Consider the following 26,346-nt stretch of genomic DNA (forward strand, 5'->3'; position numbering starts at 1 on the left):
CGTCTTCGCCCGAGTGGGCCAGCGGAAGATCCAGACGACCGGCCAGGGGCGGTGGAACCACGCCTGGCACACCGGCCCGCGACCTGGCCGTCAGACCTGGAGGACCGTGACCCCGGCCTGTTCGACGAGACTCACCTGCTGCGGGTCCGCCGACCGATCGGTGATCAGAGTGTCGATGTTGCCCAGCGGACAGATCCGGTTGAAGCTCCGGCGGCCCAGCTTCGAGGCGTCCGCGACGACGATCGTCCGCGCCGCGCTGGTCACCATGACGTGGTTGACCGCCGCCTCGCCGTCGTTGTGGGCGCTGGCGCCGTGCTGGTGGTCGATGGCGTCCACCCCGAGCACGACGACATCCAGCGCCACGGACGCGAGCATCGTCTCCGCGATACGACCAACCAACTCGTACGACTGCGGGCGGGCCGTCCCACCGGTGAGCACCACCCGGATGTGCGGACGCACGATGAGCTCGTGGGCGATGTTCAGCGCGTTGGTCACCACCGTGGCCGCCGACAGCTGCCCGCTCGGGTCGGTGCGCAGCGCGAGCGCCCGGGCCACCTCGGTCGTCGTGGTGCCGCCGTTGAGCCCGACCGTGCTGCCCGGCGGGATCAGTGCGAGGGCGGCCGCGGCGATCCGCTGCTTCTCCGATGCCTGCCGCACCGCCTTGTAGCGCAGCGGCAGGTCGTAGGAGACGTTGGTGACGACCACGCCGCCCCGGGTGCGGGTCACCAACTGCTGGGTGGCCAACTCGTCGAAGTCACGACGAATGGTCGCCGTACTCACGCCCAGCTCGCGGGCGGTGGACTCGATGTCGAGTTGACCCTCGACGGCGACCATCTCCAGGAGCCGGTGCCACCGCTCGTGCTGGTTCACGTCTCACTCCGGTCGCTCCACCCGCCCATGCGGCCATCTTTGCATCTCCGATGCAATGCCCGTACCGCACCACGACGCCGTGGACAGTTGACCGCAACGGGTGAGGGTCGGCAGGCGACCCGCGGCGGCCGCCGCACCGCAACAGGTCACCCACCGACCCTCACCTACCCGGCCCGCCCCCTGGCCAGCCGGGCGTCAGGTGGTCCGACGACGTCACGCCGGCGTGAGCCGCCAGTGCTGGGTGGTGGCGCCGGTGTCGCTCTGCTGCACGATGGCGGCGCCGTCGGTCGTCGCACCGCCGGCCACAGCGAGGACCTTGCCGGTCTGCACGTTGACGAGCTTCACGAAGTCGCCGGACGCGGTCACGACCCGCCACTGCTGGTTACCGCCGCCGGTGGCGGTCCACTGGATGACCCGCGCCCCCTCCGCCGTGGAGCCGGCCTCGACGTCAGCGAGCAGACCCGAACTGACGCTGGTCATCGTGGTGACGCCACCCACCGCGCCGGCCATCAGCCACGCCTGGTTGGCTCCACCGTTGGGGGTCCACTGGATCAACTGCACGCCGGTGGCCCGGGACAGGTCCGGCACGTCGAGGGCCTTGCCGCTGGCCCGGTTGACCACCGTGTGGCGGGCAGCGCCCGACTGGCCGCTCAGGGTGGCTTCGAAGGAGATCGGCTGGGCCTGCACCTGGTGCAGGTCGAAGACGACGATCTCGTTGGCGCCGACCCGCAGCCACGGGGCCGGGCAGTAGAGCCGCTGCTGTGGCCCCACCTTCCAGTAGCGGCCCAGGTTACGGCCGTTGACCCAGACCACGCCCTTGGTCCACCGGGACATGTCGAGGTACGTGTCGCCGGTCTGGGTGAGGTTGACAGTGGCCTTGAAGAAGATGCCGGGCCGCGAGCTGTTGCTGATCACCGGGCGGAGGCCGGCCACGAACGCCTCGTCGACGGGCAGCAGGTGGGTCTGCCAGTTGGTCAACGTGCCGGTCAGGGTGCCCGCGTCGACCAGTGACACCCGCTCGGTGATGCCCTTGCGGTCGACCAGGGCCTGGCCGAAGTTGTTCCGACCCATGCCCTCGACCAGGATGTCGAGCGTGGGGCTGCCACTCGCCGAGGTCTTCAACGCCAGTGGCGCGTCCTGCACCGTCACGCCGAGCGGAGTCGTGTAGGCCGCCGGGAGGCTGCTCCGGGACAGGCCGCCCTGGTAGACGCCGTCGAGGAACACCGTGGCGTAGTCGCGCACCGACCTGATGTCCAGTGTCGCCCGGGTGTAGCCGGGCAGGACGCGGCGGTAGAGCATGAAGCCGGAGTTCTGGCCGTACATCTCCATCGGTTGTGGGTTCGTCTGGGTCGACAGCGCGGCCGGCAGGTTGTCCCACAGCGAGGCGTACGCCGCCGGCAGGACGGCCTGGCCGCCGGTGCGCACGATGGTGGGGATCGGCGCGGGTACGGCCGGCAGCGTCACCCCGAGGGCGGTGCCGATGATCTCCCGGTAGGCGGGGTAGAGCCGCGACGGGCCGCCCTGCTCGTTGATCGGCGCGCCGTAGTCGTAGGTGGTGATGTCCGCCTGGTAACCCGACCCGTTGTCGGCGGCGTTGGCGCCTGCGGAGTATCCGAAGTTCGTGCCGCCGTGGATCATGTAGAGGTTGAACGACAGCCTGCCGGCCATCAGGCCCCGCAGCTGGTTGGAGATGTCGGTGTTCGACCCGGCGAAGCCTCCGTCGCCCCAGTGGGTCAACCAGCCCGTGTACAGCTCGCCGGACATGGCCGGAACGGTCGGGAACGACTGGCGTGCCGCGGCGATGGCGGTCGCGTCACCACCGCTGAGTGCGATCGCCCCACCGGTGACGACGGTGCGGTTGCCCTGCACCTGGCCGAGCCCGTCCTCGGTGTAGAACGGTCCGGTGATCCCGGCCCGCAGCCACAGTTGCCGCAGCTCCTCGAGATAGACGACGTCGTTGCCGTACGACCCGTACTCGTTCTCGATCTGGACCATCAGGATTGGTCCTCCGTTGCCCACCATGAGGGGCTTGACCAGCGCGGCGAGCGCGTTGATGTAGCGCGTGACGGCCGCCATGTAGTTGGGGTCGGCGGCGGTGCGGACCCGCAGCCTGATGTTTGGGTTGCGCAACAGGTACGGCGGTAGACCGCCGAGGTCCCATTCGCCGCAGACGTAGGGGCCGGGGCGTAGCAGCACGTACATGCCCTCGGCCTGGCACAGCCTGATGAAGCCCGCGATGTCACGCCGGTCAGTGGTGAAGTCGAAGACACCGGGCCGTTCCTCGACGTGGTTCCACATCACGTAGATGGCGATCGTGTTCATGCCCATGGCCTTGGCCATCTGGATCCGGTGCCGCCAGTACTGCACCGGGATGCGGGCCGGATGCATCTCGCCGCTGCGGATCTGGAACGGCTGGCCGTCGAGCAGGAAGTTGCTGCCGTCGGCGGAGAACCCGAAGGTCTGCGCCGCGGCCGCGGCACGGGCCGGGCCGCCCGATGCCAGCATCGCCGCGAACGGACTGAGCACGCCCAGGGTAAGGAGTTGACGCCGTTGCATGGTGTCTCCTTCGGACAGGCATCGTCGGCACGCCGGCGGCGATCACGGCCGGGGCGGGCCGGGACGCCAACGCGATGACAATGGTCGATGTGCTTCGAGCCTGCCAGACCACGCAACATGATGTAAATATCTGCGCCAAATTTGCATGTTCAATCAATGCCGCCGGGAGTCCGGAGCGTCCACTGCGGACCTGGGGCCATCGGCCGGCGCTCGCTCGTCGATCTATTGACGACCCGCGCGCAGCCCTTTACCGTCTCGACATCAGATATCCGACGTCTTATGCCCCTCGGTTTTCCCTGCCCCACCCCCGTCCCGGAAGGACATCCCCCGTGTCCCCTGCCCGAGCACTACCTCGTCGAGTGACAGCGGTCATGGCCGCCGTCCTCGGCGTGGCCGCGATCCTGCCCGCCACGCCAGCTCACGCCGCCCCCGCCGGTGTGAGCGCGACCGCCAGCTCCGACTGCACGACCGGCCGCCTCAACCTGCGGCTCACCAACGGCAGCGCCACCGCGCAGACCTTCACCGTCACCTGGCCGGGCCGCACCAACTCCCCCTGGACCCGAACGGTCGCCGCCGGCAGCAGCAGCAGCGAGCTGTACTGGACCCTCCCGGCGGGCACCGCGTACACCCTGCGCACGACGACCCCGACCGGGTTGGACGACACCTCGGCCGGCATCTTCCACTGTGGTACCGGCATGTCAGCGGTAGCCAGCTACGACTGCACCGCCGGGCGGCTCCAGCTCGCGGTGGAGAACCGCACCACGACCGCCCGGGACTTCAGCGTCGCCTGGGCCGGACGCACCGGATCCCCGTGGGTCCGCACCATCGCCGCTGGCGGCAACTACCTGCACTACTGGACCGTCGGCGCGGGCACCGCGTACACCCTGCGGGTCACCGCCCCCGGCTTCGACACCACAGTGCGGGGAACCGCCGGGTGCGGTCTGACCGCGGGCACCCCGCAGATGAACTCCACGGCGGTGCTGACCACGCAGAGCGTCATCCGCAACCTCAACGGCGCCAACGGCCGCTACGACGGCACCGCCGCCTCGGTCCGCATCCCGGGCATGGCCGTCACCAACAACGGCACCGTCATCGCCGTCGCCGACGCCCGGGTCAACGGCCAGTACGACCTGGGTGGCGGCACCAACAACATCCAGATCGCGATGACCCGCAGCACCGACGGGGGTCGCACCTTCGACCAGCCGCGCATCATCCACTCGCCCGCCACCACCAGCGAGGGAGCGGGCGACCCCAGCCTGCTGGTGGACCGCAACACCGGCGTCGTCTACTGCTTCTACACGTACTCCCCCAAGCCCGGTATCAGCTTCTGGTCCGGGTCCTCCGGCCTGAACACCGCCAACGACCCGAACAGCCTGCACCTGCAATACATCAGCAGCCGGGACAACGGCGCCACCTGGAGCGCCCCGGTCGAACTGAACCCGACGATCAAGGTCCCGACCTGGCAGCAGGCGTTCTTCTCCTCCGGGCACGGCATCCAGAGCAGCACCGGACGCCTGATCCAGCCGTTCGTCTACCGCGACTCGGCGGGCCTGACCCAGACCGGCAACATCTACAGCGACGACCACGGCGCGACCTGGAAGCGTGGCGGGCCGGCCGGCGGAAACATCAACGAGAGCAAGGCCATCGAGCGCGGCACCGGAGCGATCGTGCAGAACATGCGGCACAACAGCACCCGTAGCCGGTTCTACTCCACGTCCACCGACGGCGGCGTGACGTTCGGCCCGGCCACGGCCAGCGCCGTGCTGACCGACCCGCTCTGCAACGCCGACGAGGTGTCCTACCTGCGCCCGTCGGAGGTGGGCACGAACGGTGCTCCGGTGCGCACCCGTACCGCCCTGTTCAGCAACAACGCGGCACCGTCCGCGCGTAACGACCTCACCGTCCGGCTGTCCACCGACGACGGCGCCACCTGGCCGGCCCGGGCACTCGTCAAGCCGGGCGCCGCGGGCTACTCCACGATGGCCGTGCTGAACGACGGCACGATCGGCAACCTGTACGAGGTCGGCGGCACCGGAGGCATCTTCTTCGCCCGCTTCACCCTCGACTGGGTCAAGGGGGCCTGACCCGCAACCTTCCGCCCCCGGTGCCGGCGCTACGCCGGCACCGGGGGCGGTCCCGTTCGTCGCTCAACCGTCGAGGGTGCGGATCACCTCCTCGGCGGCCAGCCGGGGCAGACGGGTCGGCCCGGTGTGCGGTCCCGGGTGGCCGAGGTTGAGCAGGAGCAGCACCTCGTGGCGACCGTCGGGGAAGAACTCCCGTTGGACGCCCGCGACGTCGAAGCCCGCCATCGGTCCGGCCGCGAGACCAGCCGCGCGGACGCCGACGATCAGGTAGCCGATCTGCAGGGTCGCGTTGAACCGGGCCTGGTCGACGCGTGCCGCCCGGTCCGCCAGCCAGTCCCGGGCCTGCGGGCGGTGCGGATACAACTCGGGCAGCCGCTGGTGGAAGTCCACGTCGGCGGCGAGGATCGCGGTCAGCGGGGCGCTGGACGTCTTCGCCCGGTTGCTCGACGAGACGTACGGCAGCAGCCGGGCCCGGGACTCCGGCGACCGCAGCAGCAGCAACCGCAACGGCTGGCCGTTGTACGCGGTCGGCCCGTACCGGATCAGGTCGTGGATCGCCGCGACCTGGGCGTCGGTGACCGGCTCGTCGGTGAACGTGTCGGCCGTGCGGGCCGCCCGGAACAGCAGGTCCTGGGCGGCCCGGTCCAACGCGAGCAGATCCGGCGCGGCCGGTGCCGTCACGTCGGCGAACCGGCGGTGGTGTAGCCGCCCCGGTGGTGCACCAGCGGCGCGCCGTCGCCGCCGTCACCGAGCGCCAGGGGCTCGGCGATCACCAACGTGTGGTCGCCGGCCGGAACCCGGTGCACCACCCGGCACAGCAGCCAAGCCAGCACCCCGTCGAGCAGCGGCACCCCGAACGGTCCCGACGTCCAGTCCGGGTACGCGGCGAACCGGTCGATGCCGCTGGTCGCGAAGACCGTGGCGGCCTCCCGCTGCCCGGCGCTGAGCAGGTGGACGGCCACGTGCTCGGCGCGGGCGAGCACCGGCCAACTCGACGACGCCACCCCGAGGCAGAACGAGACCAGCGGTGGGTCCAGCGACACCGACGTGAACGAGGTCGCGGTGAAGCCCGCCCGCATGGGCGCGCCGATCCCACCGAGGCAGGCGGGGTCGGTGGCGCGGGCGACAGCGGTGACCACGGTGACGGTGCTGGCCTGCCGCCGCAGCAGGGCGCGGAACAGGTCCGGGTTCACCGGTCGCAGCTCGGTGATGTCCGCCGAGGGGCGCTCCACCGTGGTCATGCCGGCACCAGGGCCGACGCGGCGTACGCGCTGGCCGGTCGGGGCAGGCCGTAGTGCTCGCGCAGTGTCCGACCGGAGTACTCGGTGCGGAACAGCCCACGGGAGCGCAGCACCGGCACCACGTGGTCGACGAAGTCGGCGAGCCCGCCGGGCAGGTGCGGCGGCATGATGTTGAACCCGTCGGCGGCGCCCTGGGTGAACCACAGCTCGATCTGGTCGGCGACCTGCTCCGGCGTACCGGCGACCACACGGTGACCCCGCCCGCCACCGAGGCGACCGATCAGCTGGCGGATGGTGAGCTGTTCCCGGCGGGCCAGCTCGGTGACGAGCTGGTAGCGGCTCTGGTGGGCCTGCACGGTGCCGGCGGCCGGCAGCTCCGGCAGCGGCCCGTCCAGCGGCAGGCCGGTCAGGTCGATGCCGAGCATCCCGGAGAGCTGGGCCAGGGCGTAGTCGGGGACGATCAGCTCCTCCAGCTCCGCGGCGAGCGCCCGCGCCTCGGCCTCGGTGCCACCGAGCACCGGCGCGATGCCGGGCAGGACCTTCACCAGGTCCGGGTCCCGGCCGGCGGCGGTGACCTGCCGGCGCAGCTCGGCGTAGAAGCTCTGCCCGTCGGCGAGGGTCTGCTGTGCGGTGAAGACCGCCTCGGCGTAGCGGGCGGCGAAGGCTGTCCCGTCCGGCGACGAGCCGGCCTGCACCAGCAGCGGTCGACCCTGCGGCCCCCGGGGGATGTTCAGCGGGCCACGGACCTGGAACTCCGGCCCGCGGTGCGCCACCTCGTGCACCCGGTCGGTGTCGGCGAACACCCCGGCCGTCGTGTCGAAGACCAGCGCGTCGTCCTCCCAGCTGTCCCAGAGCTTGATCGCCACGTCGACGAACTCGGCGGCCCGCCGGTACCGGTCGGCGTGTTCGGGGTGGCTGTCCCGGTTGAAGTTGACCGCCTCCCGTTCCTGCGCCGAGGTGACGATGTTCCAGCCGGCCCGACCGCCGCTGAGGTGGTCCAGTGAGGCGAACTTGCGGGCGACGTGGAACGGCTCGTTGTAGGTGGTGGAGACCGTCGCGATGAGACCGATGTGCTCGGTCACCGCGGCGAGCGACGCGAGCAGGGTCAGCGGCTCGAAGACGGCCTGGATGTTGTGCCGGGGGTTGGGTCCGACCGACAGACCGTCGGCGAGGAAGAGTGAGTCGAGGGTGCCGCGTTCGGCGATCCGGGCCAGCTCCTGGAAGTGCCGTACGTCGGTGACCCGACGCGGGTCGGTGCGGGGGTGCCGCCACGCGGCCTCGTGGTGGCCGACGCCCATCAGGAACGCGTTGAGGTGCAGGGTACGGGTCATTGGTGTCCGTCCTATCCGGCAGAGACGTCGACGCGCCACGTGGAGAAGCGACGTTCGAGGGCGACGAGGAGCTGGTTGACGACCAGGCCGATGGCGGAGATCGTGATGATCCCGGAGTACATGTCGGCGATCGCGAAGTTGTACTGCGCGTAGTTGATGAGGTAGCCGAGCCCGGCCTTCGCGCCGACCATCTCGGCCGCGACCAGCACCAGGATCGAGTACGCCCCGGCCAGCCGGACGCCGGTGAAGATGGTCGGCACAGCGGCCGGCAGGATCACCTTCTGGAACAGCCGCAGGTGGTTGAGCCCCATCGAGCGGGCCGACCGGATCAGCAGCGGGTCGACGCCCTTCACCCCGGCGATGGTGTTCAGCAGGATCGGCCAGGAGCAGGCGTACAGCACCAGGGCGATCTTGGAAGTCTCCCCCAGGCCGAGGATGAGCACGAACACCGGCAGCAGGGCCAGCGCGGCGGTGTTGCGGAACACCTCCAGCAGCGGGCTGAGCAGCTCGGCGAGCGGCCGGTACCAGCCGATCAGCAACCCGAGTGGGATGGCGGTGAGCACCGCCAGGCCGAGCCCGGCCAACGACCGGGTGAGGCTCGCGCCCACGTGCTCGGCGAGCTGCCCGCTGCGCAGCAGCTCCCACCAGGCCACCAGCACCTCCGACAGCGGCGGCAGGAAGACCCGGTCCACCAGCCCGAGCCGGGGTGCGCCCTCCCAGATCGCGGCCAGCGCGGCGATGGCGACGGTACGGTGCAGCACCTTCGCGCCGATGCCGAACAGCCGACCGGCGCGACCGGGAACGGCACGGTCGTCGGCCGCAGCGCGGGGCACGGTGGGTGGGCCGACGAGTCGGGTGGGACGTTCGGCGATGTCAACCAACGCGGGCCTCCTCGGTGTGGCGGACGCCGGTGCCCTCGGCCGCCTGGGCGGCCCGCACCTCGTCACGCAGCAGGGTCCAGATCTGGTGGCGGTGGTGGCGGAACGCGTCGGTGGAGCGGACGTCCTCGACCGCGTCCCGGTCGCCGAGGTCGATGTCGATGACCTGTTTGAGCCGCCCGGGCCGGGACGTCAGCACCGCCACCCGCTGACCCAGGTAGACGGCCTCGTCGATGCCGTGGGTGATGAACACGATGGTCTTGCCGGTGCGGGCCCAGATCCGCACCAGCTCGTCCTGCAACGAGTCGCGGGTCTGCGCGTCCAGGGCGGCGAACGGCTCGTCCATCAGCAGCACGTCCGGGTCGTACGCGAGGCTGCGGGCGATGGCCACCCGCTGCTTCATCCCGCCGGACAGTTCGTGCGGGTAGCGGTCGGCGAACCCGCGCAGGCCCACCAGGTCGAGGTGGTGCTCGATCAGGGCGGCGCGTTCGGCACGGGGCACCCCCTTGGCCTCCAGGCCGAACGCGACGTTGCCGGCGGCGGTGCGCCAGGGCAGCAGCGCGTACTGCTGGAAGACGATGCCCCGGTCCAGCCCGGGGCCGGTGACCGGCCGACCGTCGACGAGTACCCGCCCCGCGGTCGGCTCGGTGAGCCCGCCGAGCAGGTCGAGCAGCGTGGACTTACCGCAGCCGCTGGGGCCGACGACGACCAGGAACTCGCCGGGGCGTACCCCGAGGGTGACCTCGTCCAGCGCGGTCACCGCGCCGGCGCCGCCACGCCGGCTGGCGCGGACCGGGAAGGTCTTGCTCACCCGATCAAAGAGGATCTTGTCGGTGCTCACGCGCTCCCCCCGTCCACGAAGGGGTTGAACCGGTTGGTGTAGATGTCGCCGGGCTTCGGACGGTCGCCCTTGAGCTCGCCCTCGGCGGCGAGCCAGTCGATCCAGGTGCCGAACTCCTGCTCGCCGATCACGCCGCCACGGCCGGCGACGCCACTGCTCTTCCAGTACGCGACCAGCGACGGGTCCTCGTTGCGGCCGCGCTTGCCGATGATGTCCCGCATCCGGGCGACCACTGTCTCCCGGGGTTGGGTGCGGGCCCACTCGATGGCCTTGCCGACCCCGGTGACGAACGCCTTGACGGTCTCCGGGTTGCGCTTGATGAAGTCGTCGCGGAAGACGTAGGTGCCGCCGCTGAAGGCGCCCAGCAGCTCGTAGTCGGTGAAGATGGTGCGGATGCCGCCACTGGCGACCGCCTTGTCCCGGATCACCCCGCCGAGCACCGCGACGTCGATCTGCCGCTGCCGCAGCGACTGCTCGGTGTTGACCGGTGGCAGGGCGACCAGCTCGACCTGCTTGATCTCGGCGGGGGTGAGACCGCCGCGGGCGAGCCAGGTCTTGAGCACGGCCTCGGCGTGCGCGCCGAGGGTGTTCATGCCGACCTTCCTGCCGATCAGGTCACGGGGGCTGCGGACCGGGCTGTCGTCGAGCACGTAGTAGCCCTGGAAGGTCTGCGCGTCCGAGCCGTAGTAGCTGACCACGGCGGTGATCGGGGCGTTCGCGGTGGCGAGCTTGACGATGGCGCCGTTGAACGCGCCGCCGAAGTCGCTCTGCCCGGTGGCCGTGGCCTGGATGTCCTGCGGACCGCCGGTGACGTTGCCGATCCACTTGAGCTTGACGTCGCCGAGGTAGCCGAGGTCGGCGGCGAGTTCGGGGAGGGTGACCTGACCGACCGAGCCCTGGTAGCGCAGCTCGTTGGCCTGGGCACCGTCGGCTGCCGCATCACCGCCGCAGCCGGCGGTGGCGGTGAGCACGACCAGCGCCGCAACGGCGGCGACAGTACGCAGAACGACACGACGGGGTGGGGACATGAGGAGTCTCCTGATCTGTCCACGATGGGAGCGGGGACGCCCGGATGAGGGCGTGCGGGCACGCTGCTCCGCGTTGAGCGGGCGGGCGATGGGAGTGCGGCGCTGGAGCCGAGCCGGATGGACCGGTCAGCTCAACAGAGCGCGCTCGCGTGCCGGACCAGGTCGACGTGCACACGAGCGGTGAGGAGAAGCTCATCCCGCTGCGACATGACCCCATGCTGCCCGGGATCGGAACGAGCGGTCAACGGCCTTCCAGAAGATGAGACTTCAATCGCTGCCGATGTTACGAAGCACCGCGAGCAGCGTTTACCGTGCCGCAACACCTATCTGGTGAATAGAGATTGGACGCGCGGCGAGCGACCGTCCAGGGCGGACAGCGAGAGGGTTTCAAAAGTTGTCGGTTCGGGCATGTTCGATCTCGACACGGCAGGGAACGGTGACGAGGGGAGACCTCCGATGGGCCTCATGTTTCGCAAGCGCAAGAAGTACGGTCCGATCATCCTGAACTTCACCGAGAACGGCTTCTCCTCGTGGAGCATCAAGATCGGTCGCTGGTCCTGGAACTCCAAGGCTCGCGCGCACCGGGTCGACCTGCCGGGTCCGCTCTCCTGGAAGCAGGACAAGTCCCGGTCGTAGACATCCCGGGAGTCGAGCGGGGTGCCGGTGATCCACCGGCACCCCGCTCGGCGTCTACCCCGGCCCGGCCCGGCGATCTTGCAGTTCCTGTCGCTGTTTTGCGTGGAATAACCCTTATGCCGGAGCAGAAAGTGCAAGATCGCGTGGGGTGGGAGTGCGGGGTGGGGCGCTCAGCGCGTTGGGGTGATGATTTCGTCGCCGGCCAGACGGCCGGACTCGCGCTCCCGTCGCAGGGCACCGGCGTCGACAAGGTCGACGAGCGCCTGATTGGCGTCGGCGGCCCGATAGACGGTCGCGGTGAGGGTGTGCCGTCGCAGCTCGGTGACCGGCCGTGGCCCACCCGCCCGCAGCTCGGCCAGCAACTCGTGGGCCAGCGGTTCGAGGTCGGGTTCGCCGACCACGTCGACAGTCGTGCCGGTCGGGTCGAGCGGGTCGCGGTAGCGCACGCCGAGCTCCGCGCCGAGCTCCCAGAGCGCGTCACGGACGGCCTCCAGGCTCCGGTCGGAGCGGCTGCCGAACGCGATCACCCCGGCCGCCTCGCCGCCGGACAGCACCGGTGCCACCTCGGCGACCAGGGGGAAGCCTGCGGAGACGAGCACGTCCCGGGCGCTGTCGCCGGTGTGCAGCAGCAGCTCTCCGGTCCGGCCGTTGGTCGCGGCGGTGAGCAGCTTCGGCGTCATCGCGCCGGGCAGGTCCACGAAGGAGAACAGCGGCGCGCCGGCCGCCCCGGCGGCCTTCACCGCGACCGGTAGCCGGTAGGCGTCGCCGGGCAGCAGGTGCACGGTGACCTCAGCGGGCAGCTCCGCCTCGATCGGGCCGAGTCGCGCCGGCAGGTCGGCGGCGGCGTCGGCCAGCACCAGCACCGTCACCTGCCGGCCACGCACCTGGTCGCCGTGCGTGGCGACCAGGCGCAGCGCGGCCTCCGCGCTGTCCGCGTCGGCGCCCGCGAGGGCTATGGTGGCCCGCCGGGAGCGGTGCAGGGCCGCGGGCAGCCAGGTCGTCAACTGGCGGACCAGCAGCTCGCGGAGGAAATCAGTGGTCCGGTCGGTCGGCATCGGTCCGTTCTACCGTACGGGCGGTCAGGCCGGGACGGAGATCCCCACCCCGCCCCGGGTCTGGCCGCCGTAACGCTGCCGCTCGGCGTCCAGGTCGAGCCGGCCGATCTGCTTGCGGGCGGCCAGCGCGGTGTCGTCGAGCAGGTCGGCGGGGATCAGCCAGACCACCTCGAACTCCAGACCGTCCGGGTCCTTGCCGTAGAGGCTCTTGGTCGTGCCGTGGTCGGACGTGCCGGCCAGTGCGCCGACCGCGGCGAGCCGCTCGGCGGTGGCGGCCAGCTCGTCGAGCGTGTCCACCTCCCAGGCGAGGTGGTAGAGGCCGACGGTGGACCGACCTGCGGTCGACCGACCGGCGCCCGCGCCGATCTCGAAGAGGCCGAGGTCGTGGTCGTTGGTGGAGTCGGGGGCCTGGAGGAAGGTGGCGCCCCGGAAGCCGTCCGGGGTCATCGCCACCGGGCGAAAGCCCAGCACGTCGCGGTAGAACGCGACGCTGCGGGCGAGGTCACTGACGTAGAGGACCGCGTGGTTGAGCCGGTGGATACCCATGACCCGAGACTAGCGCGGTTTAGTTGAACCTTCAACCATCGGGAGTATGATGGCGGTCATGACCCGCTGGTTGGACCCCGACGAGCAGCGCACGTGGCGCGCGTACCTCACCGCCTCCCGAGTGCTGATGGACACTCTCGACCGTGAGCTGCAACGCGACGCGGGCATGCCGCACGCGTACTACGAGATCCTGGTCCAGCTCTCCGAGGCCCCCGGTCGTCAACTGCGCATGAGCCAGTTGGCGCAGGCAGCGGGGTCGTCGCGCAGCCGGCTCTCGCACGCAGTGGCCCGGCTGGAGGCCGCCGGCTGGGTGCGCCGCGAGGACTGCCCCACCGACCGGCGCGGGCAGATCGCGCTGCTCACCGACGAGGGTTTCGCCACCCTCGCGGCCGCCGCACCCGGCCACGTCGAGGGGGTACGCCGACACCTGTTCGACGCGTTGAGCCCCGCCCAGGTCGACCAGCTACGCCGGATCAGCGAGACCCTGGCCGAGCACCTGACCGGATCCTGACCAATCGACACCGGCGCGGGTCTTGTACTTACCGTCGTCGGATGAGCACGATGGGGCGTGTCTTCCGGCTTCGGTGAACTGACTGATCAGGCGCACCACCTCGTGTCCTCCGGCGATCTGGCCGGCGCACAGCAACTGCTGTCCGACGCGCTCACCGACGCCGACCCCCGCCCGGCCAACGCCACTCCCGAGCTGGCCGAGGCGGCCAGCCTCCAGGCGCGGGTGCTGATCGCCCTCGGCGAGCCGCACTCGGCCCGCGGGTGGGCCGCCTTCGCGTACGCGGCCACCACCCGCCTGCACGGCCGCGCCGACCCGCGCACGGTGGCCGCGGCGGCGACTCTGGCCGCGGTGCTGCACCGGGTCGGCAGCCACTCCCGGGCGGCGCGGCTCTACCAGGAAGTCATCATCGAGCTGACCGCGCAGGACGGCCCGGAGTCACTGCGGGTGCTCGCCGCGCACGCCGACCTGGCCACCGTCGAGTACGCGCGCGGCCAGTGCACGGTGGCCCGCGACCGCCTCCAGGACGCCTGGGAACTGCACCGCGAGGTGTACGGCGACGGGCACCCCAGCGGCATCAAGATGCTGGCGCGGCTCGGGGCGATGCAGCGCGACTGCGGGCAGTTCGCCGAGGCACACGACAACCTGGCGCTCGCCCGTGAGCTGTGCCGCCAGCACCTGCCCGCCGACGATCCGCTGACCACCCAGGTGGCGGCCCTGGCCCGGGCGGCGGCCAGTCCCGACCACGCCTGCGCCGACAACCCGCCCACCGCTCGGGACACGCCGGTCGTGCCGGCCGCCCGCGTCCCACCGCACGGCGACGGGCCGGCCGAATCCGGCTACCACCCGCAGGCAGCCGCAACCCAACACGCCGGGGCGGTGCCGAACCCCCGGCTGCCCTCCGACGAGGCGGTCGGGTCGACGGGCAGCAGATGGTCGACCGAAGGGGCGGACGAGCCGTCACCCCACCCCACCGACCCTCCGGTGCCCCCGTCGGTGGTCGGGCTGGCCGGCGGCACCGAGGAGCAGCCCGGGGTGTACCGGCTGCACCGACCCGCCGACCCGTACGGGTCGCCCGACCCGAACCCGCCGTCCGACCAGTACCAACCGTCCGACCCGTACGCGCGGCCCGACCCGTACGCGCAGCCCGATCCGTACGCGCAGGTCGAGCCGTACACGCCGTCGCGGCTGCTGCCGGTGCCCGTGCACCGCGCGCCGCCGGAGCAGCGCAACCGGCTGGTACCGGTGCTGGTGGCCGGCGTGGTCGTGGTGCTCCTCGGCGCGGCAGCGGTGATCGCCGGGGTGGCCCGGGTCGACGGCGACGACGAACCGAACCCGCCGCCGGCCAGCGCCTCCCCCACCGCCGGCGCGCCGGCCAGCACCGCGCCCGCCCCGGGCGGCACGGCACCCACGTCGGCTGCCGCCGCGGCGCCGCCCGGCACCCCACCCAGCGCGGTGACCCTGCGCGACAACCGGGACAGCATCGCGCTGAACTGGACCTACCCGGCCGGCGGCGAGGGCCCGGTGGTCATCGCTGGCGGCCGCACCGGCCAGACCCACAACATCTTCGCGACGCTGCCCGCCGGCACCACCAGCTTCGTCATCTACGCGCTCAACCGCACCAACGACTTCTGCTTCACCGTCGCCGTCGCCTGGTCCACCGACACCGTGGCCCGTTCCAAGCAGGTCTGCACCCGCCGCCGCTGACCCGCAGAGGTCGTTGTCACGGACCGTCTACCGTTGGCCGTCCTCGGCCGGCAACGCGGGCAGCAGCAGGCACACCCGTAGTCCTCGCTGCTCCGGCGCGTCGGTCAGGGTGATGCTGCCGCCCGCGCGTCGGACCAACTCCCGGACGATGGCCAGCCCCAGACCGGCGCCTCCGTCGTCGCGGGCCCGTCCGTCATCCAGCCGGGTGAACCGGTCGAAGACCCGCTCCCGGTCGGCCATCGCGATTCCCGGGCCGTCGTCGGTCACCGTCACCAGGTGGTACGCCCCGACACCAGGCCCGGTCGTCGTCGACGTCGCTTCGGCCGCGAGCACGACATCACCCTGCGCGTGCCGTACCGCGTTGTCGACCAGATTGGCCAGCACGCGACGCAACTCCTCGACGGTGCCGATCGTCCAGAGCGGGCCCGCCGGCGGCGTCACCCGCACCGGCGGTGACGGATACCGGGCGGCGACCTCGGTCAGCAACGCGCCCAGCTCCACCGGGCCGGTCCCCCGGGCCGGCGGAGCCTCGTCCAGGCGGGCCAGCAGCAGGAGATCGTCGACCAGGCGGCTCAACCGGTCGGTGTCGGCGAGCAGGTTGGCGGTCACCGCCGTCCAGTCCGTCCGGTCGGCGAGGCGCTGGGCCACCTCCAGCTCGGTCCGGATGTTGGTCAACGGGCTGCGCAGCTCGTGTGCGGCGTCGGATACGAAGGCCCGCTGCCGGACGCGGGCGGACTCCAGCCGGCCCAGCATGCCGTTGAGGGTGACCGCCAGACGGTGGATCTCGTCGGCCGACGCCGGCACCGGCAACCGGCCGGCACCGGCCCTCCCGGTGATCTCCTCGGCGCCTCGACGTAACGCCTCGACCGGCCGGAGGGTCGCCCCCACCACCCGCCACGCCACCCCGGCCAGCACGGCCACCAGCAGCGGGAACGCCACCAGCAGGATGGTCCGGACCACATGGGTGCTGTGCCGCACGTCGGCCATCGAGCGGGCGACCAGCACGGTGAGCGGGTCGGCCGCGGTCCCGGCGGGTACGGCGACCACCCGGACCGGGCCGACGAGCCCGACCCGCTCGGCCGGCACCTCCAGCCGCTGCCGACCGTCGCGGTTCAGTCGCTCCGGGCGGACCATCGGCACCAGGCGGTCGGCGTCGATCGAGGCAGCCCGGATTCGTCCCTGCCCGTCGATGACCTGTACCCGGACCTGCCCCCCGGCCACCGGCAGCGGGTCGGGCAGAGCGTCCTCGGCGGCGAGCAGGGCGACCGCGTCGGCGGTGCGGAACGCCTCGGTGTCGACAGTGCGCTGGAGTACGAAGCTGAGTGCGCCGAGCAGCACCACCCCGCCCAGCGCCAGCCCGATGGTGAGACCGACCACACCGATCGCCATGAGCCGCCCGCGCAGCCCCAGGACCGGCATCCAGCCGAGCCTGGCCCGACGGGTGGGTACCGGGCCGTCGGCGGTCACGTCGCCAGCCGGTAGCCGGCGCCCCGAACCGTCTCCAGGCGGTCCCGGCCGAGCTTGCGGCGCAGGTAGCCGACGTACACCTCGACGGCGTTCGGCGCGGTCTCCAGGCTCGCGTCCCAGACGTGGTCCAACAACTCGACCTTGGAGATCACCTGGCCTGGCCGGCGCATCAGGTAGTCCAGCAGCGCGAACTCCCGCGCGGTCAGCGCCACCTCGGCGTCCGCCCGGGTCACCCGCCGGCGTGCCGGGTCCAGCCGCAGGTCCCCCACCGCCAGCACGGTCGGGCGCTCCGGTGCGCCCCGACGCAGCAGCGCCCGTAGCCGGGCCAGCAGCACCACGTACGAGAAGGGTTTGGTCAGGTAGTCGTCGGCGCCGCAGTCGAGGCCGTCGGCCTGGTCGTACTCGCCGTCCTTGGCGGAGAGCATCAGCACCGGCAACCAGTGCTGCTCCGCGCGCAGCCGTCGGACCAACTCGTACCCGGAAAGGCCGGGCAGCATCACGTCGAGGATCATGGCGTCGTACCCGCCGTGCCGGGCCGCGTCCAGGCCCGCCGGGCCGGTTGCGGCCACGTCCACCGCGAACCCCTCCGCCTGGAGACCGCGTTGTAGGGCAGCCGCCAACCGGGCCTCGTCCTCCACCACCAGCACCCGCACAGCTCAAGGGTGCCACCCGGGTCAATCGGCGCGGTTCGGTGTCCTCAGCGCGTTCACAGCACGGACGAGGCAGGATGGCCGCAGGAGGTGCCACCATGTCCGTCCTGAGAAGCCGTCCCGTCCTTCGCTGGCTGGTTCCGGCCACCGCTGCCGTCGCCGTCATCGGCGGTGGCGCGGCGATCGGCACGTTCGCCGCCGAGGCCGAGCCGAGCCTGCCGCCCCGAACCGCCGCTCAGCTCCTGGTCGACCTGCAGACATCCCGACTGGAGGGGTTGTCCGGGACCGTCGTGCAACGCGCCGACCTCGGCCTGCCGCCCCTCGTCGGGCTGGTTCCCGGCAACGAGCTGACCACCCTGCTGACCGGCACCCACACCCTGCGGGTCTGGTATTCCGGGCCGGACCAGCAGCGGGTCGCGCTGATGGACACGCTGGGCGAGCAGGACATCATCCGCAACGGCCGGGACCTGTGGACGTGGCAGAGCCGCAGCAACACCGCCACCCACCGCACGCTGGGCGGCGACGCCGGAGCCTGGAAGCCCGCCCCCGAGCCGGCGGCGAGCCTGCCGGCCACCCCGCAGCAGGCCGCCGACCTGGCGTTGGACGCGATCGACCCGAGCACCGAGGTCAGCGTGGGCCGGTCGGCCACCGTGGCCGGCCGGGACGCGTACGAGTTGGTGCTCCAGCCGCGCGACCAGGACTCCCTGGTGCACCAGCTGCGGATCGCCATCGACGCCACGCAGCATGTGCCGCTGCGCTTCGAGGTGCTCGCGAAGGGCAGCGACCGGCCGGCGTTCGAGGTGGCCTTCACCCAGGTCGACTACCGCCGCCCCGACGCTGACCAGTTCCGCTTCAACCCGCCGCCCGGCGTGACGGTCGACGAGGAGAAGGCCGAGCGCCCGACCGGCAAGCCCGGTCACGTCAAGCCGACGGGTGACCCGCAGGTCCGCGCGGTGGGCGACGGCTGGACGACAGTGCTGGTTGGCCGCCTCGACGGGGCCGATGTCGGCCGGAAGCCCGCCACGAAGCCGGCCGCTCCCCCGGCCGGCGCCGGGCCCGACCTGGACATGTCGAAGCTGCTCGGTGGGCTGCCGGCGGTCAGTGGTGACTGGGGCAGCGGTCGGCTCCTCACCAGCAAACTGTTCAGCGTCCTACTCACCGACGACGGCCGGGTGCTGGCCGGAGCGGTGACGCCGGAGCGGCTCTACCAGGCCGCGCGCGGCTGATCTCCGCGGTGTTCGCGCCGGGTCGACCTGACGGTCGGCCCGGCGCTTCGCTGTGGGTCGGGCCGAGGTCAGGAGACGCCGAGGGCGCTGAGGTACGCGTCGGCGAGGACCGCGTGGCCGGGCAGGTACGGGTGGACGCGGTCGTCGGCCCAACGCGTCGCCGGACTCACCGCCAGCACTCGGTCGAACGCCGCCTGGTTGGGCACGTGCACCGCGTCGAACTCGGTGGCCAGCCTCGCCACGACCGCCGCGTACCGGTCGGTGTCGGCGCGTTGCGGGACGCTCCGGTCAGCCTCGATGAAGAACGGGTCGCCGAGGATCAGTCGGCAGCCGGTGGCGTCGACCGCCCGCCGGAGCAGATCACGCAGGGTGCGCTCGTACTCTTCGATACCGACGGCCTCATCCGGCCGGTCACCGTAGTGCCGCCAGATGTCGTTGATGCCGATCAGCACCGCGAGCCAGTCGGGGCGCTCGGCGATGGCGTCGTCGTCCCAGCGGGCGGCCAGGTCGCGCACGGTGTCGCCGCCCACACCCCGGTTGACCCACTCCAGCTTCAACTCCGGGTGCCGCGCGTCGACCAGGGCGCGCACGAGACTCACATATCCGCTGCCGTAGGGCGCGGCGACGTCGCGTCGACCACAATCGGTGATGCTGTCCCCGATGAAGACCATTCGTTGCCCGGTCCGCAGGATCATCCGTCGCCACCTCGCGATCACCGGCGCGCCGGACCGCCCGGCTTGGTGAGAACCGGCGGAACGCGCTATCTTCAACAGTTCGAAGGCACAAAAAAGAACGGCTAAAAGCCGTTCCTGCAAAGGATTCTAATCTTTAGGGAGACGGCTTGTCAAGGCACTCCGGCGGTTCCGGCGAATTGCCGCTCGACGACGAGATCGGTCGCGAGCAGGAGTACGTCTCGATGCTCTACAACCGGCTGGACCAACTGCGTGAGCAGGCCACCCAGCGGCTCACCGCCGAGCTGCACAACACCGGCGGCACCCTCCAGGACCGCTCGCAGCGCGACAGCTCGGTAGCGATGTACGCCGATCAGGTCGAACAGTTCTCCGCCGTGGAGAACGGGCTCTGCTTCGGCCGTCTCGACGGCGACGACGACTCCCGCCGCTACATCGGCCGGATCGGCATCTTCGACACCAGTGGTGACTACGACCCGCTGCTGATGGACTGGCGGGCACCCGCCGCCCGCCCGTTCTACCTCGCCACCGCCGCGAACCCACAGGGCGTACGCCGTCGCCGGCACCTGCGCACCCGGCAGCGCAAGGTGACCGGGCTCAACGACGAGGTGCTCGACATCGACACCGCCTCCCCCGGCGCCCACGAGGAGCTGACCGGTGAGGCGTCGCTGCTCGCCGCGCTCAACGCGGGCCGTACCGGCCGGATGCGCGACATCGTCGAGACCATCCAGGCCGAGCAGGACGAGGTCATCCGCGCGGAACTCCCGGGCGTGATGGTGGTCCAGGGCGGCCCCGGCACCGGCAAGACCGCTGTCGCGCTGCACCGGGCGGCGTACCTGCTCTACACGCACCGCCGGGAACTCTCCAGCCGTGGTGTGCTGCTGGTCGGCCCGAACGCGACCTTTTTGCGCTACATCTCCCAGGTGCTGCCGACGCTGGCCGAGACCGGCGTGCTGCTGCGTACCCAGGGTGATCTCTTTCCCGGGGTGAGCGCCCAACGGACCGAGCCGGCCGAGACCGCGGCGCTCAAGGGCCGGGCGGTGCTGGCCGAGGTGTTGGCGCGGGCCGTACGGGACCGGCAGTGGGTGCCGCACGAGCCGCTGGAGATCGAGGTCGAGCGGGAGACGCTGACCCTCGACCCGGAGATCGTGCGCGCGGCCCGGGACCGGGTCCGCCGCGCCGACCGACCGCACAACCTGGCCCGCGCGCTGTTCGACGTGGAGATCGTGCACGCGCTCGCCGACCAGGTGGCCGAACGGATCGGCGCCGACCCGCTCGGCGGGGACAACCTCCTCGACGAGGCGGACCGGGCTGAGATCCGCCGCGAGCTGCGCGAGGAGACGGAGATCCAGGCCGCCCTGGACCGGCTGTGGCCGGTGCTCACCCCACAGCGGCTGCTCGCCGACCTGTACGCCGACCCGGACCGGATCGCCGCCGCGGCGCCGATGCTCAGCGAGGACGAGCGGGCGCTGCTGCGGCGCGAGCGCGGTGGCTGGACGCCGGCCGACGTCCCGCTGCTGGACGAGGCCGCCGAACTGCTCGGTGAGGACGAACGCGCGGCCGCCGCCCGACGGGACCGCATCCGGATGATGGAACGGGAGTACGCCGAGGGCGTGCTGGAGATCGCCCGGGGTTCCCGCTCGATCGACGTCGAGGACGAGGCCGAGGGCGGCGAGATCCTCGGCGTGACCGACCTGATCGACGCGGATCGGCTGTTGGAGCGGCAGGAGGAGGCCGACCGGCTGACCACCGCGCAGCGGGCCGCCGCCGACCGGACCTGGGCGTTCGGCCACGTGATCGTGGACGAGGCGCAGGAGCTCTCGCCGATGGCCTGGCGACTGCTGATGCGCCGCTGCCCGAGCCGGTCGATGACGATCGTCGGGGATGTGGCACAGACCGGCGCGCTGAGCGGTACGCCGTCCTGGGCGGACGCCCTCGCCCCGTACGTCGAGCAGCGGTGGCGGCTCACCGAGCTGACGGTCAGCTACCGCACTCCCGCCGAGATCATGGCGGTCGCCGCCGACGTACTGGCTGAGATCGACCCGGCACTGCGGCCGCCGCGCTCGGTGCGGGAGAGCGGCGTACCGCCGTGGGACCGCACGGTGCCCGACGGTCGGCTGGCGGCGGAGTTGGTCGCCGAGGCCACCCGGGAGGCGGCTGGGCTGACCGAGGGGCGGCTCGGGGTGCTCGTGCCGGCCGGCCGGGTGGGCGAGTTGGGCGCGGCGGTGACCGCCGCACTGCCGGAGGCCGCCGTCGGCGAGCATCCGGAGCTGGAGAGCCGGGTGGTGGTGTTGACAGTCGCGCAGGCCAAGGGGTTGGAGTTCGACTCGGTGCTGGTGGTCGACCCGGACCGGATGGTGGCCGAGTCCCCCCGCGGACGCAGCGACCTGTACGTAGCCCTGACCCGCGCCACCCAACGCCTAGGAGTCCTCCGTCCCACCCCCACCCCCACCCCCACCCGCTGAGTCGATCATGAGGTTGACGTGGACTGTGATCTCCGTCAGCCACGTCAACCTCATGATCACGCCGCCAGGGGGCGGGTGGGTGGGGTTAGTCGTTGGATTTGTCCCTGACGGACTTTGCCGGGCCCGTTGCGGACGTGGACTGGTCGCTGGTGCCACCGCCCGTCGGGGTGCTCAGGCCGCCGGTGGTGGCATCTCCGGTGGTGGTCGGCGCTACCTTGCCCGGGTGACGCTCCGGCTGTCGGGCCACCCGGCGTACGCTCGCCGGCCCGGCGGTGCCACCGGTGGTGGTCACCGCGCCCTGCCCGCCGACGGGGCCACCGTCACGCAGCACCTGCGGGTCGATCCGTTCCTTCGCCGGATCGAACGGGTCATCGCGCTGGATCTGACTCTCCACATCGGTGCGGGGCACCGTCACCTCGTCGAGGGCGCCCTTGCCGTACACGCCGCCGGCGATCCGATCCTCGGCCTCGCGGGCGGCGTCCTGCCGCATGTCGTCCTCACGCACGTCCATCACCTCGCAGAAGCTGTGGAACTGACAGCGTGCCCGGCCACCGGCCGACCAAACCCGGCGTGACCGGGAGGTCGTCCACGGCGGTTCACCGTCACGCCGCCCGCTGGCCGCCTGCCCGCAGCCCGAGATGTCCATGCTGTCCCGCGACCGGTGGGAGATGCCCGCCGGCAGGAGGGGATGACAGCGTGCGCGCAGTACGCCGTACCGCCGTCGCGGCCCTGGTGGCCGCGACGGTGACGACCGGGCTCGCGGTGCCCGCCCAGGCGAAGCCACGACCGGACCGGACATTCGACGTGCAGGCCCACCGAGGTGGCCTCGGGTTGCGGGTGGAGAACACCCTCGCCTCCTTCGGGAACGCCCTCCAGCTCGGGGTGAGCACCCTCGAACTGGACGTGCAGATCACCGAGGACGGCCAGGCCGTCGTCACCCACGACCGCAAGGTCACCGGCACCAAGTGCGTCGACACCACCCCGGTGACGCCCGGCGACCCGGAGTTCCCGTACGTCGGGAAGTACATCAACACGCTCAGCCTGGCCCAGGTGCGCTCGCTCGACTGCGGCTCCAGGACACTGTCCGACAAGCCCGGCCAGCTCGCCGTCCCGGGTGCCCGGATGCCGCTGCTGCGCGAGGTCTTCGCGCTGGTCAACCGCTACCGGGCGAAGGACGTGAAGCTCAACGTCGAGACCAAGGTCGAGGCTGGCGCGCCGACCGAGACCGCCCCCCGTGAGCAGTTCGTCCGGGTCACCGCGGCCGAGATCCGCGCCGCCGGGCTGCTCAAGCAGGTCACCATCCAGAGCTTCGACTGGGGCGCGCTGATGCGCATGCGTCAGGTCGAGCCGAAGCTGCCGCTGGTCGCCCTGACCAACTACGACTTCCTCCAGACCGGTCAGCCGGGTGCGTCACCGTGGCTGGGCGGGCTGGACATCGACGACTTCGGCGGCGACCCGATCAAGGCGATCCGCACCTTCGGCGCCAGCGCCTTCTCGCCGGTGCACGGCACCCCGCAGAACGGCACGGTCACCGACCCGGGCTACAAGCCGTACGTCACGAAGGAGATGGTCGCCCAGGCCCACCGCTACGGGATCAAGGTGATCCCGTGGACGGTCGACGACGTGCCGACCATGACCAAGCTGATCGACGACGGCGTGGACGGCATGATCACCGACTACCCGGACCGGTTGCGCGGCGTGCTGGCGCAGCGTGGTTACCGGCTGCCGAAGGCGTACGCCGCGCCGTTCGACATCCAGGCGCACCGGGGTGGTCGGGCCACCCGGCCGGAGAACACCCTGCCGGCGTTCGCGAACGCGCTGTCCAACCGGGCCATCTCCACCCTTGAGCTGGACACCAACGTGACGGCCGACGGCAAGCTCGTGGTGCTGCACGATCGCACCGTCAACGGGTCGCACTGCGTCGACACCGCCCCGGTGCGCCCGGGAGACCGAAAGTTCCCGTACGTGGGCAAGCCGGTGCACGAGTTGACCCTGGCGCAGCTCAAGACCGTGGACTGCGGCACGAAGACGCTGCCCGAGCTACCCGCCCAGGTGCCCGCGCCCGGTGCCCGGATCCCGACCCTGGACGAGGTCTTCGCCCTGGTGAAGGCGAGTGGCCGCACCGACATCGGCATGAACATCGAAACGAAGATCAGCCCGGTGGTGAACGACACCGAGCCGTACCGCAGCTTCACCCGCAAGCTCGTCGACGCGATCCAGCGGGCCGGCTTCACCAGCCGGGCCACCATCCAGTCGTTCGACTGGCGCACCATCACGTACGCGCGGCAGCTCGACCGGCGGATCGGCACGGTAGGCCTGGTCTGGCAGTACGGCCCGGACGAGTGCGCGACCCTCGCCGACGAGTGCTCGCTGGAGGCGGTCTACGGCAACCCGTCGCTGAAGAGCCCCTGGACCGGTGGACTGGACTGGTGGAAGTACCAGGACCTGGGCAAGCTGACCCGGGCCGCGGGCGCTGGCACGGTCTCCGCCAACTGGCAGGTGCACGACCCGAAGCAGGGCACCGTCGCCTCGACCGACTGGTACCTGCGGGAGAACCCGGCATACTTCCACGGACCGGACGTCCGGACCCTGCAGACGCGGGACAACCTGAAGGTGATCCCGTACACCGTCGATGACGCGACGGTCATGCAGCGGGTCATCGACCTCGGTGTCGACGGCATCATCACCGACGACCCGGACCTGTTGGTGAGCGTGGCCATCCGCAACGGCCTGCGCTGACCGTCGACCAACTGATCGCCGGCCGGACTTTTCCGGCCGGCGATCGGTGTTACCTGCTCCGGGGCCTCGGGTAGTCGGGGGTTGTCCCCGCCACGAAAGCGAACCGTGCCGTGGCCGAAACGCGGTAGCGGGGCGAGGGAATGCAGGTACGACTCATCGCATCCTGAGGAGGACCAGATGAGCACGCAGGCTGCTTCCACCCGGCCGATGAACCGGCCCATGAACGACCCGCAGAATCCCGCTCAGATGCGGGACATGCAGACCCAGCAGATGCCGGTCATGCATGACGGGCGCCGTAACGACATGCAGGCACCCGGTACGGAGACCAAGCAGGCGTTCAAGACCACCGAGTTCTGGATCTACCTGATCGCGGTGGCCGCCGTACTGGGCGCGTCGCAGGTCGTTGGTCAGAACTCCGCTGGGGTGGACATTTTCCGGGCCGACAACGCCTGGTTCCTGATCACCCTGCTGACGCTTGGCTACCTCGGTAGCCGCGGCCTCGCGAAGGCCGGCAGCAACTGGCGCAGCGGCGAGGAGCGCAAGGCCCGGCACTGACCGGTTCACAGTGCACGGTGGCCTCCGGGAGATCCTCCCGGAGGCCACCGTCGTGTTCGGTCCGGCTACTCGTCGCCGCCGAAGTCGCCGAAGTCGCCCTCGAACGATTCCTCGATCATCTCGCCGGCGATCATGCCGCCGGCGACACCCAGAGCGGCGCCGGCCACCATGCCGCCCATACCGTGCCCGCGGCTGTGACCGTGACCGTGGCTCGGGCCGTACTGGGAGCGCAGGCTGCCGTAGCGGGATGTGGTCTCGCGCAGCCAACCGTCGACGACCTGCGCCCAGTCCACCCGGTCAACGTCGGCGTGCGACACCTGGTAGCGGCCGAACGCGTCGTGCCCGGCGCTGAGGAACCCGCCGCGCTTGTCGCACTCCAGGATGACCTCCACACCGCGCTGGCTGGTCACGAAGGTCAGCTCGACCTCCCGGATGGTGTTCGCGTACTGCGGGGAGGCGAAGAACTCGATCTCCTGGTAGAACGGCAGCGTCTGCTGCACGCCCCGGATGTGACCACGCTCCAGGTCGGCGTGCTTGAACCGGAAGCCGAGCCGCTGGAAAGCCTCGAGGATCCGCTCGTGCACCGGCAGCGGGTGCACCGCCACCTGGTCCAGGTCGCTCTTGTCGACCGCGCGGGCGATCGCCAACTCGGTACGCAGACCCATCGTCATACCGTGCAGACGCTGGCCGTACACGTCGGTGATCGGGGTCTCCCACGGCACCGGCAGCTGGAACGGGATCGAGAGCTGCTGCTTCGGTGCGAGGACGAGTGACCCGCTGACCGCCATGCGGTGGAACTCCATCGTGCCCGCGTACTCGGTGTCGTGTCCCTCGACCTCGACCCGGGTGACCAGGCCGATCACCACCTGCTCGATGGCTGCCTCAGCGTCGCCACCGACGAGGTTGACCTGCCCGTCGAGGGTCAGGCCGGGCCGGGTGTTGGGGTTGGTCAGCACGGTGTCCACGCTGGGACCGCCCACACCGAACGCGCTCAACATCTTCTTGAAGACCATCGGAACTCCTGTGCGACGCCGACCGCTCCAGGCTGGAGTCGGACGTTGACTCAAACGGCACCCTATCCAGCACCCCTGTGAGGTGGCTGTGAAGCGCCGGCGTCGAGTCGATCAGCGCCTTCCCGCTCAGCGTCAGCCAGGCGCGGATGTCGGTCGATGAGCCTTTGGAGCTGATGTCGCAAACGAATCAGGCGTTCGCCCCTCCGCTGCGAAGACCACCGGACCGGCGACTGGCCAGAGCGTCGACGGCGGCGCGATCCG

Annotated in this window: 24 protein-coding genes; 8 read left to right on the forward strand and 16 right to left on the reverse strand. The window is 71.3% G+C overall.

Features of this window, described 5'->3' with window-relative positions:
- Positions 1-90: 90 nt before the first annotated feature.
- Together ABTW72_RS15675 and ABTW72_RS15680 are read right to left on the reverse strand one after the other, a co-directional pair.
- Positions 91-870 (reverse strand): DeoR/GlpR family DNA-binding transcription regulator, encoded by a 780-nt coding sequence (locus ABTW72_RS15675; RefSeq protein WP_350859228.1) that lies wholly within the window; start codon positions 868-870, stop codon positions 91-93.
- A gap of 213 nt (positions 871-1,083) precedes the next feature.
- On the reverse strand, positions 1,084-3,426 hold the full coding sequence (locus tag ABTW72_RS15680; RefSeq protein WP_350859231.1) for a beta-galactosidase: 2,343 nt from the start codon (positions 3,424-3,426) through the stop codon (positions 1,084-1,086).
- A 359-nt stretch (positions 3,427-3,785) separates the two neighbouring features.
- On the opposite strand from ABTW72_RS15680, the gene ABTW72_RS15685 reads away from it, so the two are divergent.
- Entirely contained in the window at positions 3,786-5,510 is a 1,725-nt protein-coding gene (locus ABTW72_RS15685) for an exo-alpha-sialidase (protein ID WP_350859234.1), read from the forward strand.
- A gap of 63 nt (positions 5,511-5,573) precedes the next feature.
- Here the strand turns inward: ABTW72_RS15685 and ABTW72_RS15690 are convergent, their stop codons facing one another.
- The 7 genes from ABTW72_RS15690 to ABTW72_RS15720 all read right to left on the reverse strand — a co-directional run bounded on the left by ABTW72_RS15690 (position 5,574) and on the right by ABTW72_RS15720 (position 11,038).
- Positions 5,574-6,191, reverse strand: a complete 618-nt coding sequence (locus tag ABTW72_RS15690) for a malonic semialdehyde reductase (RefSeq protein ID WP_350859237.1) — start codon at positions 6,189-6,191, stop codon at positions 5,574-5,576.
- A complete protein-coding gene (locus ABTW72_RS15695; RefSeq protein ID WP_350859240.1) occupies positions 6,188-6,751 on the reverse strand; it encodes a flavin reductase family protein in 564 nt (187 codons plus the stop codon). The genes ABTW72_RS15690 and ABTW72_RS15695 overlap by 4 nt, the downstream gene beginning before the upstream one ends.
- Positions 6,748-8,082, reverse strand: coding sequence for an LLM class flavin-dependent oxidoreductase (locus ABTW72_RS15700; RefSeq protein ID WP_350859243.1), 1,335 nt, complete (start codon positions 8,080-8,082; stop codon positions 6,748-6,750). Before ABTW72_RS15700 ends, ABTW72_RS15695 begins: the two co-directional genes overlap by 4 nt.
- A gap of 11 nt (positions 8,083-8,093) precedes the next feature.
- Entirely contained in the window at positions 8,094-8,963 is an 870-nt protein-coding gene (locus ABTW72_RS15705) for an ABC transporter permease (protein ID WP_350859246.1), read from the reverse strand.
- The gene (locus tag ABTW72_RS15710) at positions 8,956-9,801 is read right to left on the reverse strand and encodes an ABC transporter ATP-binding protein (protein ID WP_350859249.1); all 846 of its coding nucleotides are present in this window, start codon (positions 9,799-9,801) and stop codon (positions 8,956-8,958) included. Before ABTW72_RS15710 ends, ABTW72_RS15705 begins: the two co-directional genes overlap by 8 nt.
- A complete protein-coding gene (locus ABTW72_RS15715) occupies positions 9,798-10,829 on the reverse strand; it encodes an ABC transporter substrate-binding protein (RefSeq protein ID WP_350859252.1) in 1,032 nt (343 codons plus the stop codon). Before ABTW72_RS15715 ends, ABTW72_RS15710 begins: the two co-directional genes overlap by 4 nt.
- A 131-nt stretch (positions 10,830-10,960) precedes the next feature.
- Positions 10,961-11,038, reverse strand: a complete 78-nt coding sequence (locus ABTW72_RS15720; protein WP_349881247.1) for a putative leader peptide — start codon at positions 11,036-11,038, stop codon at positions 10,961-10,963.
- 247 nt (positions 11,039-11,285) lie between these two features.
- On the opposite strand from ABTW72_RS15720, the gene ABTW72_RS15725 reads away from it, so the two are divergent.
- On the forward strand, positions 11,286-11,465 hold the full coding sequence (locus ABTW72_RS15725; protein WP_030333600.1) for a DUF4236 domain-containing protein: 180 nt from the start codon (positions 11,286-11,288) through the stop codon (positions 11,463-11,465).
- Positions 11,466-11,635: 170 nt separating this feature from the next.
- On the opposite strand, the gene ABTW72_RS15730 is transcribed toward ABTW72_RS15725, so the two are convergent.
- Both ABTW72_RS15730 and ABTW72_RS15735 read right to left on the reverse strand, forming a co-directional pair.
- Positions 11,636-12,520 carry a hypothetical protein gene (locus ABTW72_RS15730; RefSeq protein WP_350859256.1) on the reverse strand — a complete coding sequence of 295 codons (885 nt, stop codon included), beginning with the start codon at positions 12,518-12,520 and terminating at the stop codon, positions 11,636-11,638.
- Positions 12,521-12,544: 24 nt separating this feature from the next.
- Positions 12,545-13,066 (reverse strand): VOC family protein, encoded by a 522-nt coding sequence (locus ABTW72_RS15735; protein ID WP_350859259.1) that lies wholly within the window; start codon positions 13,064-13,066, stop codon positions 12,545-12,547.
- Positions 13,067-13,115: 49 nt separating this feature from the next.
- Between ABTW72_RS15735 and ABTW72_RS15740 the strand changes: the two genes are divergently transcribed.
- Together ABTW72_RS15740 and ABTW72_RS15745 are read left to right on the forward strand one after the other, a co-directional pair.
- A complete protein-coding gene (locus ABTW72_RS15740) occupies positions 13,116-13,577 on the forward strand; it encodes a MarR family winged helix-turn-helix transcriptional regulator (protein ID WP_030333595.1) in 462 nt (153 codons plus the stop codon).
- A 57-nt stretch (positions 13,578-13,634) separates the two neighbouring features.
- Positions 13,635-15,281 (forward strand): tetratricopeptide repeat protein, encoded by a 1,647-nt coding sequence (locus ABTW72_RS15745; protein WP_350859260.1) that lies wholly within the window; start codon positions 13,635-13,637, stop codon positions 15,279-15,281.
- A gap of 27 nt (positions 15,282-15,308) precedes the next feature.
- On the opposite strand, the gene ABTW72_RS15750 is transcribed toward ABTW72_RS15745, so the two are convergent.
- Positions 15,309-16,670, reverse strand: coding sequence for an ATP-binding protein (locus ABTW72_RS15750; RefSeq protein WP_350859950.1), 1,362 nt, complete (start codon positions 16,668-16,670; stop codon positions 15,309-15,311).
- Positions 16,671-16,744: 74 nt separating this feature from the next.
- Positions 16,745-17,401, reverse strand: coding sequence for a response regulator transcription factor (locus ABTW72_RS15755; protein WP_112585109.1), 657 nt, complete (start codon positions 17,399-17,401; stop codon positions 16,745-16,747).
- Positions 17,402-17,496: 95 nt separating this feature from the next.
- Between ABTW72_RS15755 and ABTW72_RS15760 the strand changes: the two genes are divergently transcribed.
- Positions 17,497-18,624, forward strand: a complete 1,128-nt coding sequence (locus ABTW72_RS15760; RefSeq protein WP_350859263.1) for a LolA family protein — start codon at positions 17,497-17,499, stop codon at positions 18,622-18,624.
- Positions 18,625-18,692: 68 nt separating this feature from the next.
- Here ABTW72_RS15760 and ABTW72_RS15765 read toward each other — a convergent pair whose 3' ends face one another.
- Positions 18,693-19,319 carry an SGNH/GDSL hydrolase family protein gene (locus ABTW72_RS15765; RefSeq protein WP_350859266.1) on the reverse strand — a complete coding sequence of 209 codons (627 nt, stop codon included), beginning with the start codon at positions 19,317-19,319 and terminating at the stop codon, positions 18,693-18,695.
- Positions 19,320-19,465: 146 nt separating this feature from the next.
- Here ABTW72_RS15765 and ABTW72_RS15770 point away from each other — a divergent pair, with 146 nt between their 5' ends.
- The gene (locus ABTW72_RS15770) at positions 19,466-21,778 is read left to right on the forward strand and encodes a HelD family protein (RefSeq protein ID WP_350859269.1); all 2,313 of its coding nucleotides are present in this window, start codon (positions 19,466-19,468) and stop codon (positions 21,776-21,778) included.
- A gap of 85 nt (positions 21,779-21,863) precedes the next feature.
- Here the strand turns inward: ABTW72_RS15770 and ABTW72_RS15775 are convergent, their stop codons facing one another.
- Positions 21,864-22,283: a hypothetical protein gene (locus ABTW72_RS15775; protein ID WP_350859272.1), complete on the reverse strand. Its 420-nt coding sequence runs from the start codon at positions 22,281-22,283 to the stop codon at positions 21,864-21,866.
- Positions 22,284-22,474: 191 nt separating this feature from the next.
- Here ABTW72_RS15775 and ABTW72_RS15780 point away from each other — a divergent pair, with 191 nt between their 5' ends.
- Together ABTW72_RS15780 and ABTW72_RS15785 are read left to right on the forward strand one after the other, a co-directional pair.
- Complete coding sequence (locus ABTW72_RS15780; RefSeq protein WP_350859275.1) at positions 22,475-24,517, forward strand: glycerophosphodiester phosphodiesterase family protein; 2,043 nt, start codon at positions 22,475-22,477, stop codon at positions 24,515-24,517.
- A gap of 270 nt (positions 24,518-24,787) precedes the next feature.
- Positions 24,788-25,072: a hypothetical protein gene (locus tag ABTW72_RS15785; RefSeq protein ID WP_373861193.1), complete on the forward strand. Its 285-nt coding sequence runs from the start codon at positions 24,788-24,790 to the stop codon at positions 25,070-25,072.
- Positions 25,073-25,137: 65 nt separating this feature from the next.
- Here the strand turns inward: ABTW72_RS15785 and ABTW72_RS15790 are convergent, their stop codons facing one another.
- Positions 25,138-26,085, reverse strand: coding sequence for a sporulation protein (locus ABTW72_RS15790; protein ID WP_350859278.1), 948 nt, complete (start codon positions 26,083-26,085; stop codon positions 25,138-25,140).
- Positions 26,086-26,346 lie beyond the last annotated feature (261 nt).

The sequence above is a fragment of the Micromonospora sp. NPDC127501 genome, from assembly GCF_040302185.1.
GTDB lineage: Bacteria > Actinomycetota > Actinomycetes > Mycobacteriales > Micromonosporaceae > Micromonospora.

What these genes read in the sequence shown, in the direction of transcription:
- ABTW72_RS15680 (WP_350859231.1), bottom strand. Translation starts at nt 3,426, where the DNA reads ATGCAACGGCGTCAACTCCTTACCCTGGGCGTGCTCAGTCCGTTCGCG.
- ABTW72_RS15715 (WP_350859252.1), bottom strand. Translation starts at nt 10,829, where the DNA reads ATGTCCCCACCCCGTCGTGTCGTTCTGCGTACTGTCGCCGCCGTTGCG.
- ABTW72_RS15790 (WP_350859278.1), bottom strand. Translation starts at nt 26,085, where the DNA reads ATGGTCTTCAAGAAGATGTTGAGCGCGTTCGGTGTGGGCGGTCCCAGC.
- ABTW72_RS15765 (WP_350859266.1), bottom strand. Translation starts at nt 19,319, where the DNA reads ATGATCCTGCGGACCGGGCAACGAATGGTCTTCATCGGGGACAGCATC.
- ABTW72_RS15695 (WP_350859240.1), bottom strand. Translation starts at nt 6,751, where the DNA reads ATGACCACGGTGGAGCGCCCCTCGGCGGACATCACCGAGCTGCGACCG.
- ABTW72_RS15700 (WP_350859243.1), bottom strand. Translation starts at nt 8,082, where the DNA reads ATGACCCGTACCCTGCACCTCAACGCGTTCCTGATGGGCGTCGGCCAC.
- ABTW72_RS15720 (WP_349881247.1), bottom strand. Translation starts at nt 11,038, where the DNA reads ATGTCGCAGCGGGATGAGCTTCTCCTCACCGCTCGTGTGCACGTCGAC.
- ABTW72_RS15785 (WP_373861193.1), top strand. Translation starts at nt 24,788, where the DNA reads ATGCCGGTCATGCATGACGGGCGCCGTAACGACATGCAGGCACCCGGT.
- ABTW72_RS15735 (WP_350859259.1), bottom strand. Translation starts at nt 13,066, where the DNA reads ATGGGTATCCACCGGCTCAACCACGCGGTCCTCTACGTCAGTGACCTC.
- ABTW72_RS15725 (WP_030333600.1), top strand. Translation starts at nt 11,286, where the DNA reads ATGGGCCTCATGTTTCGCAAGCGCAAGAAGTACGGTCCGATCATCCTG.
- ABTW72_RS15730 (WP_350859256.1), bottom strand. Translation starts at nt 12,520, where the DNA reads ATGCCGACCGACCGGACCACTGATTTCCTCCGCGAGCTGCTGGTCCGC.
- ABTW72_RS15740 (WP_030333595.1), top strand. Translation starts at nt 13,116, where the DNA reads ATGGCGGTCATGACCCGCTGGTTGGACCCCGACGAGCAGCGCACGTGG.
- ABTW72_RS15760 (WP_350859263.1), top strand. Translation starts at nt 17,497, where the DNA reads ATGTCCGTCCTGAGAAGCCGTCCCGTCCTTCGCTGGCTGGTTCCGGCC.
- ABTW72_RS15750 (WP_350859950.1), bottom strand. Translation starts at nt 16,670, where the DNA reads ATGGCGATCGGTGTGGTCGGTCTCACCATCGGGCTGGCGCTGGGCGGG.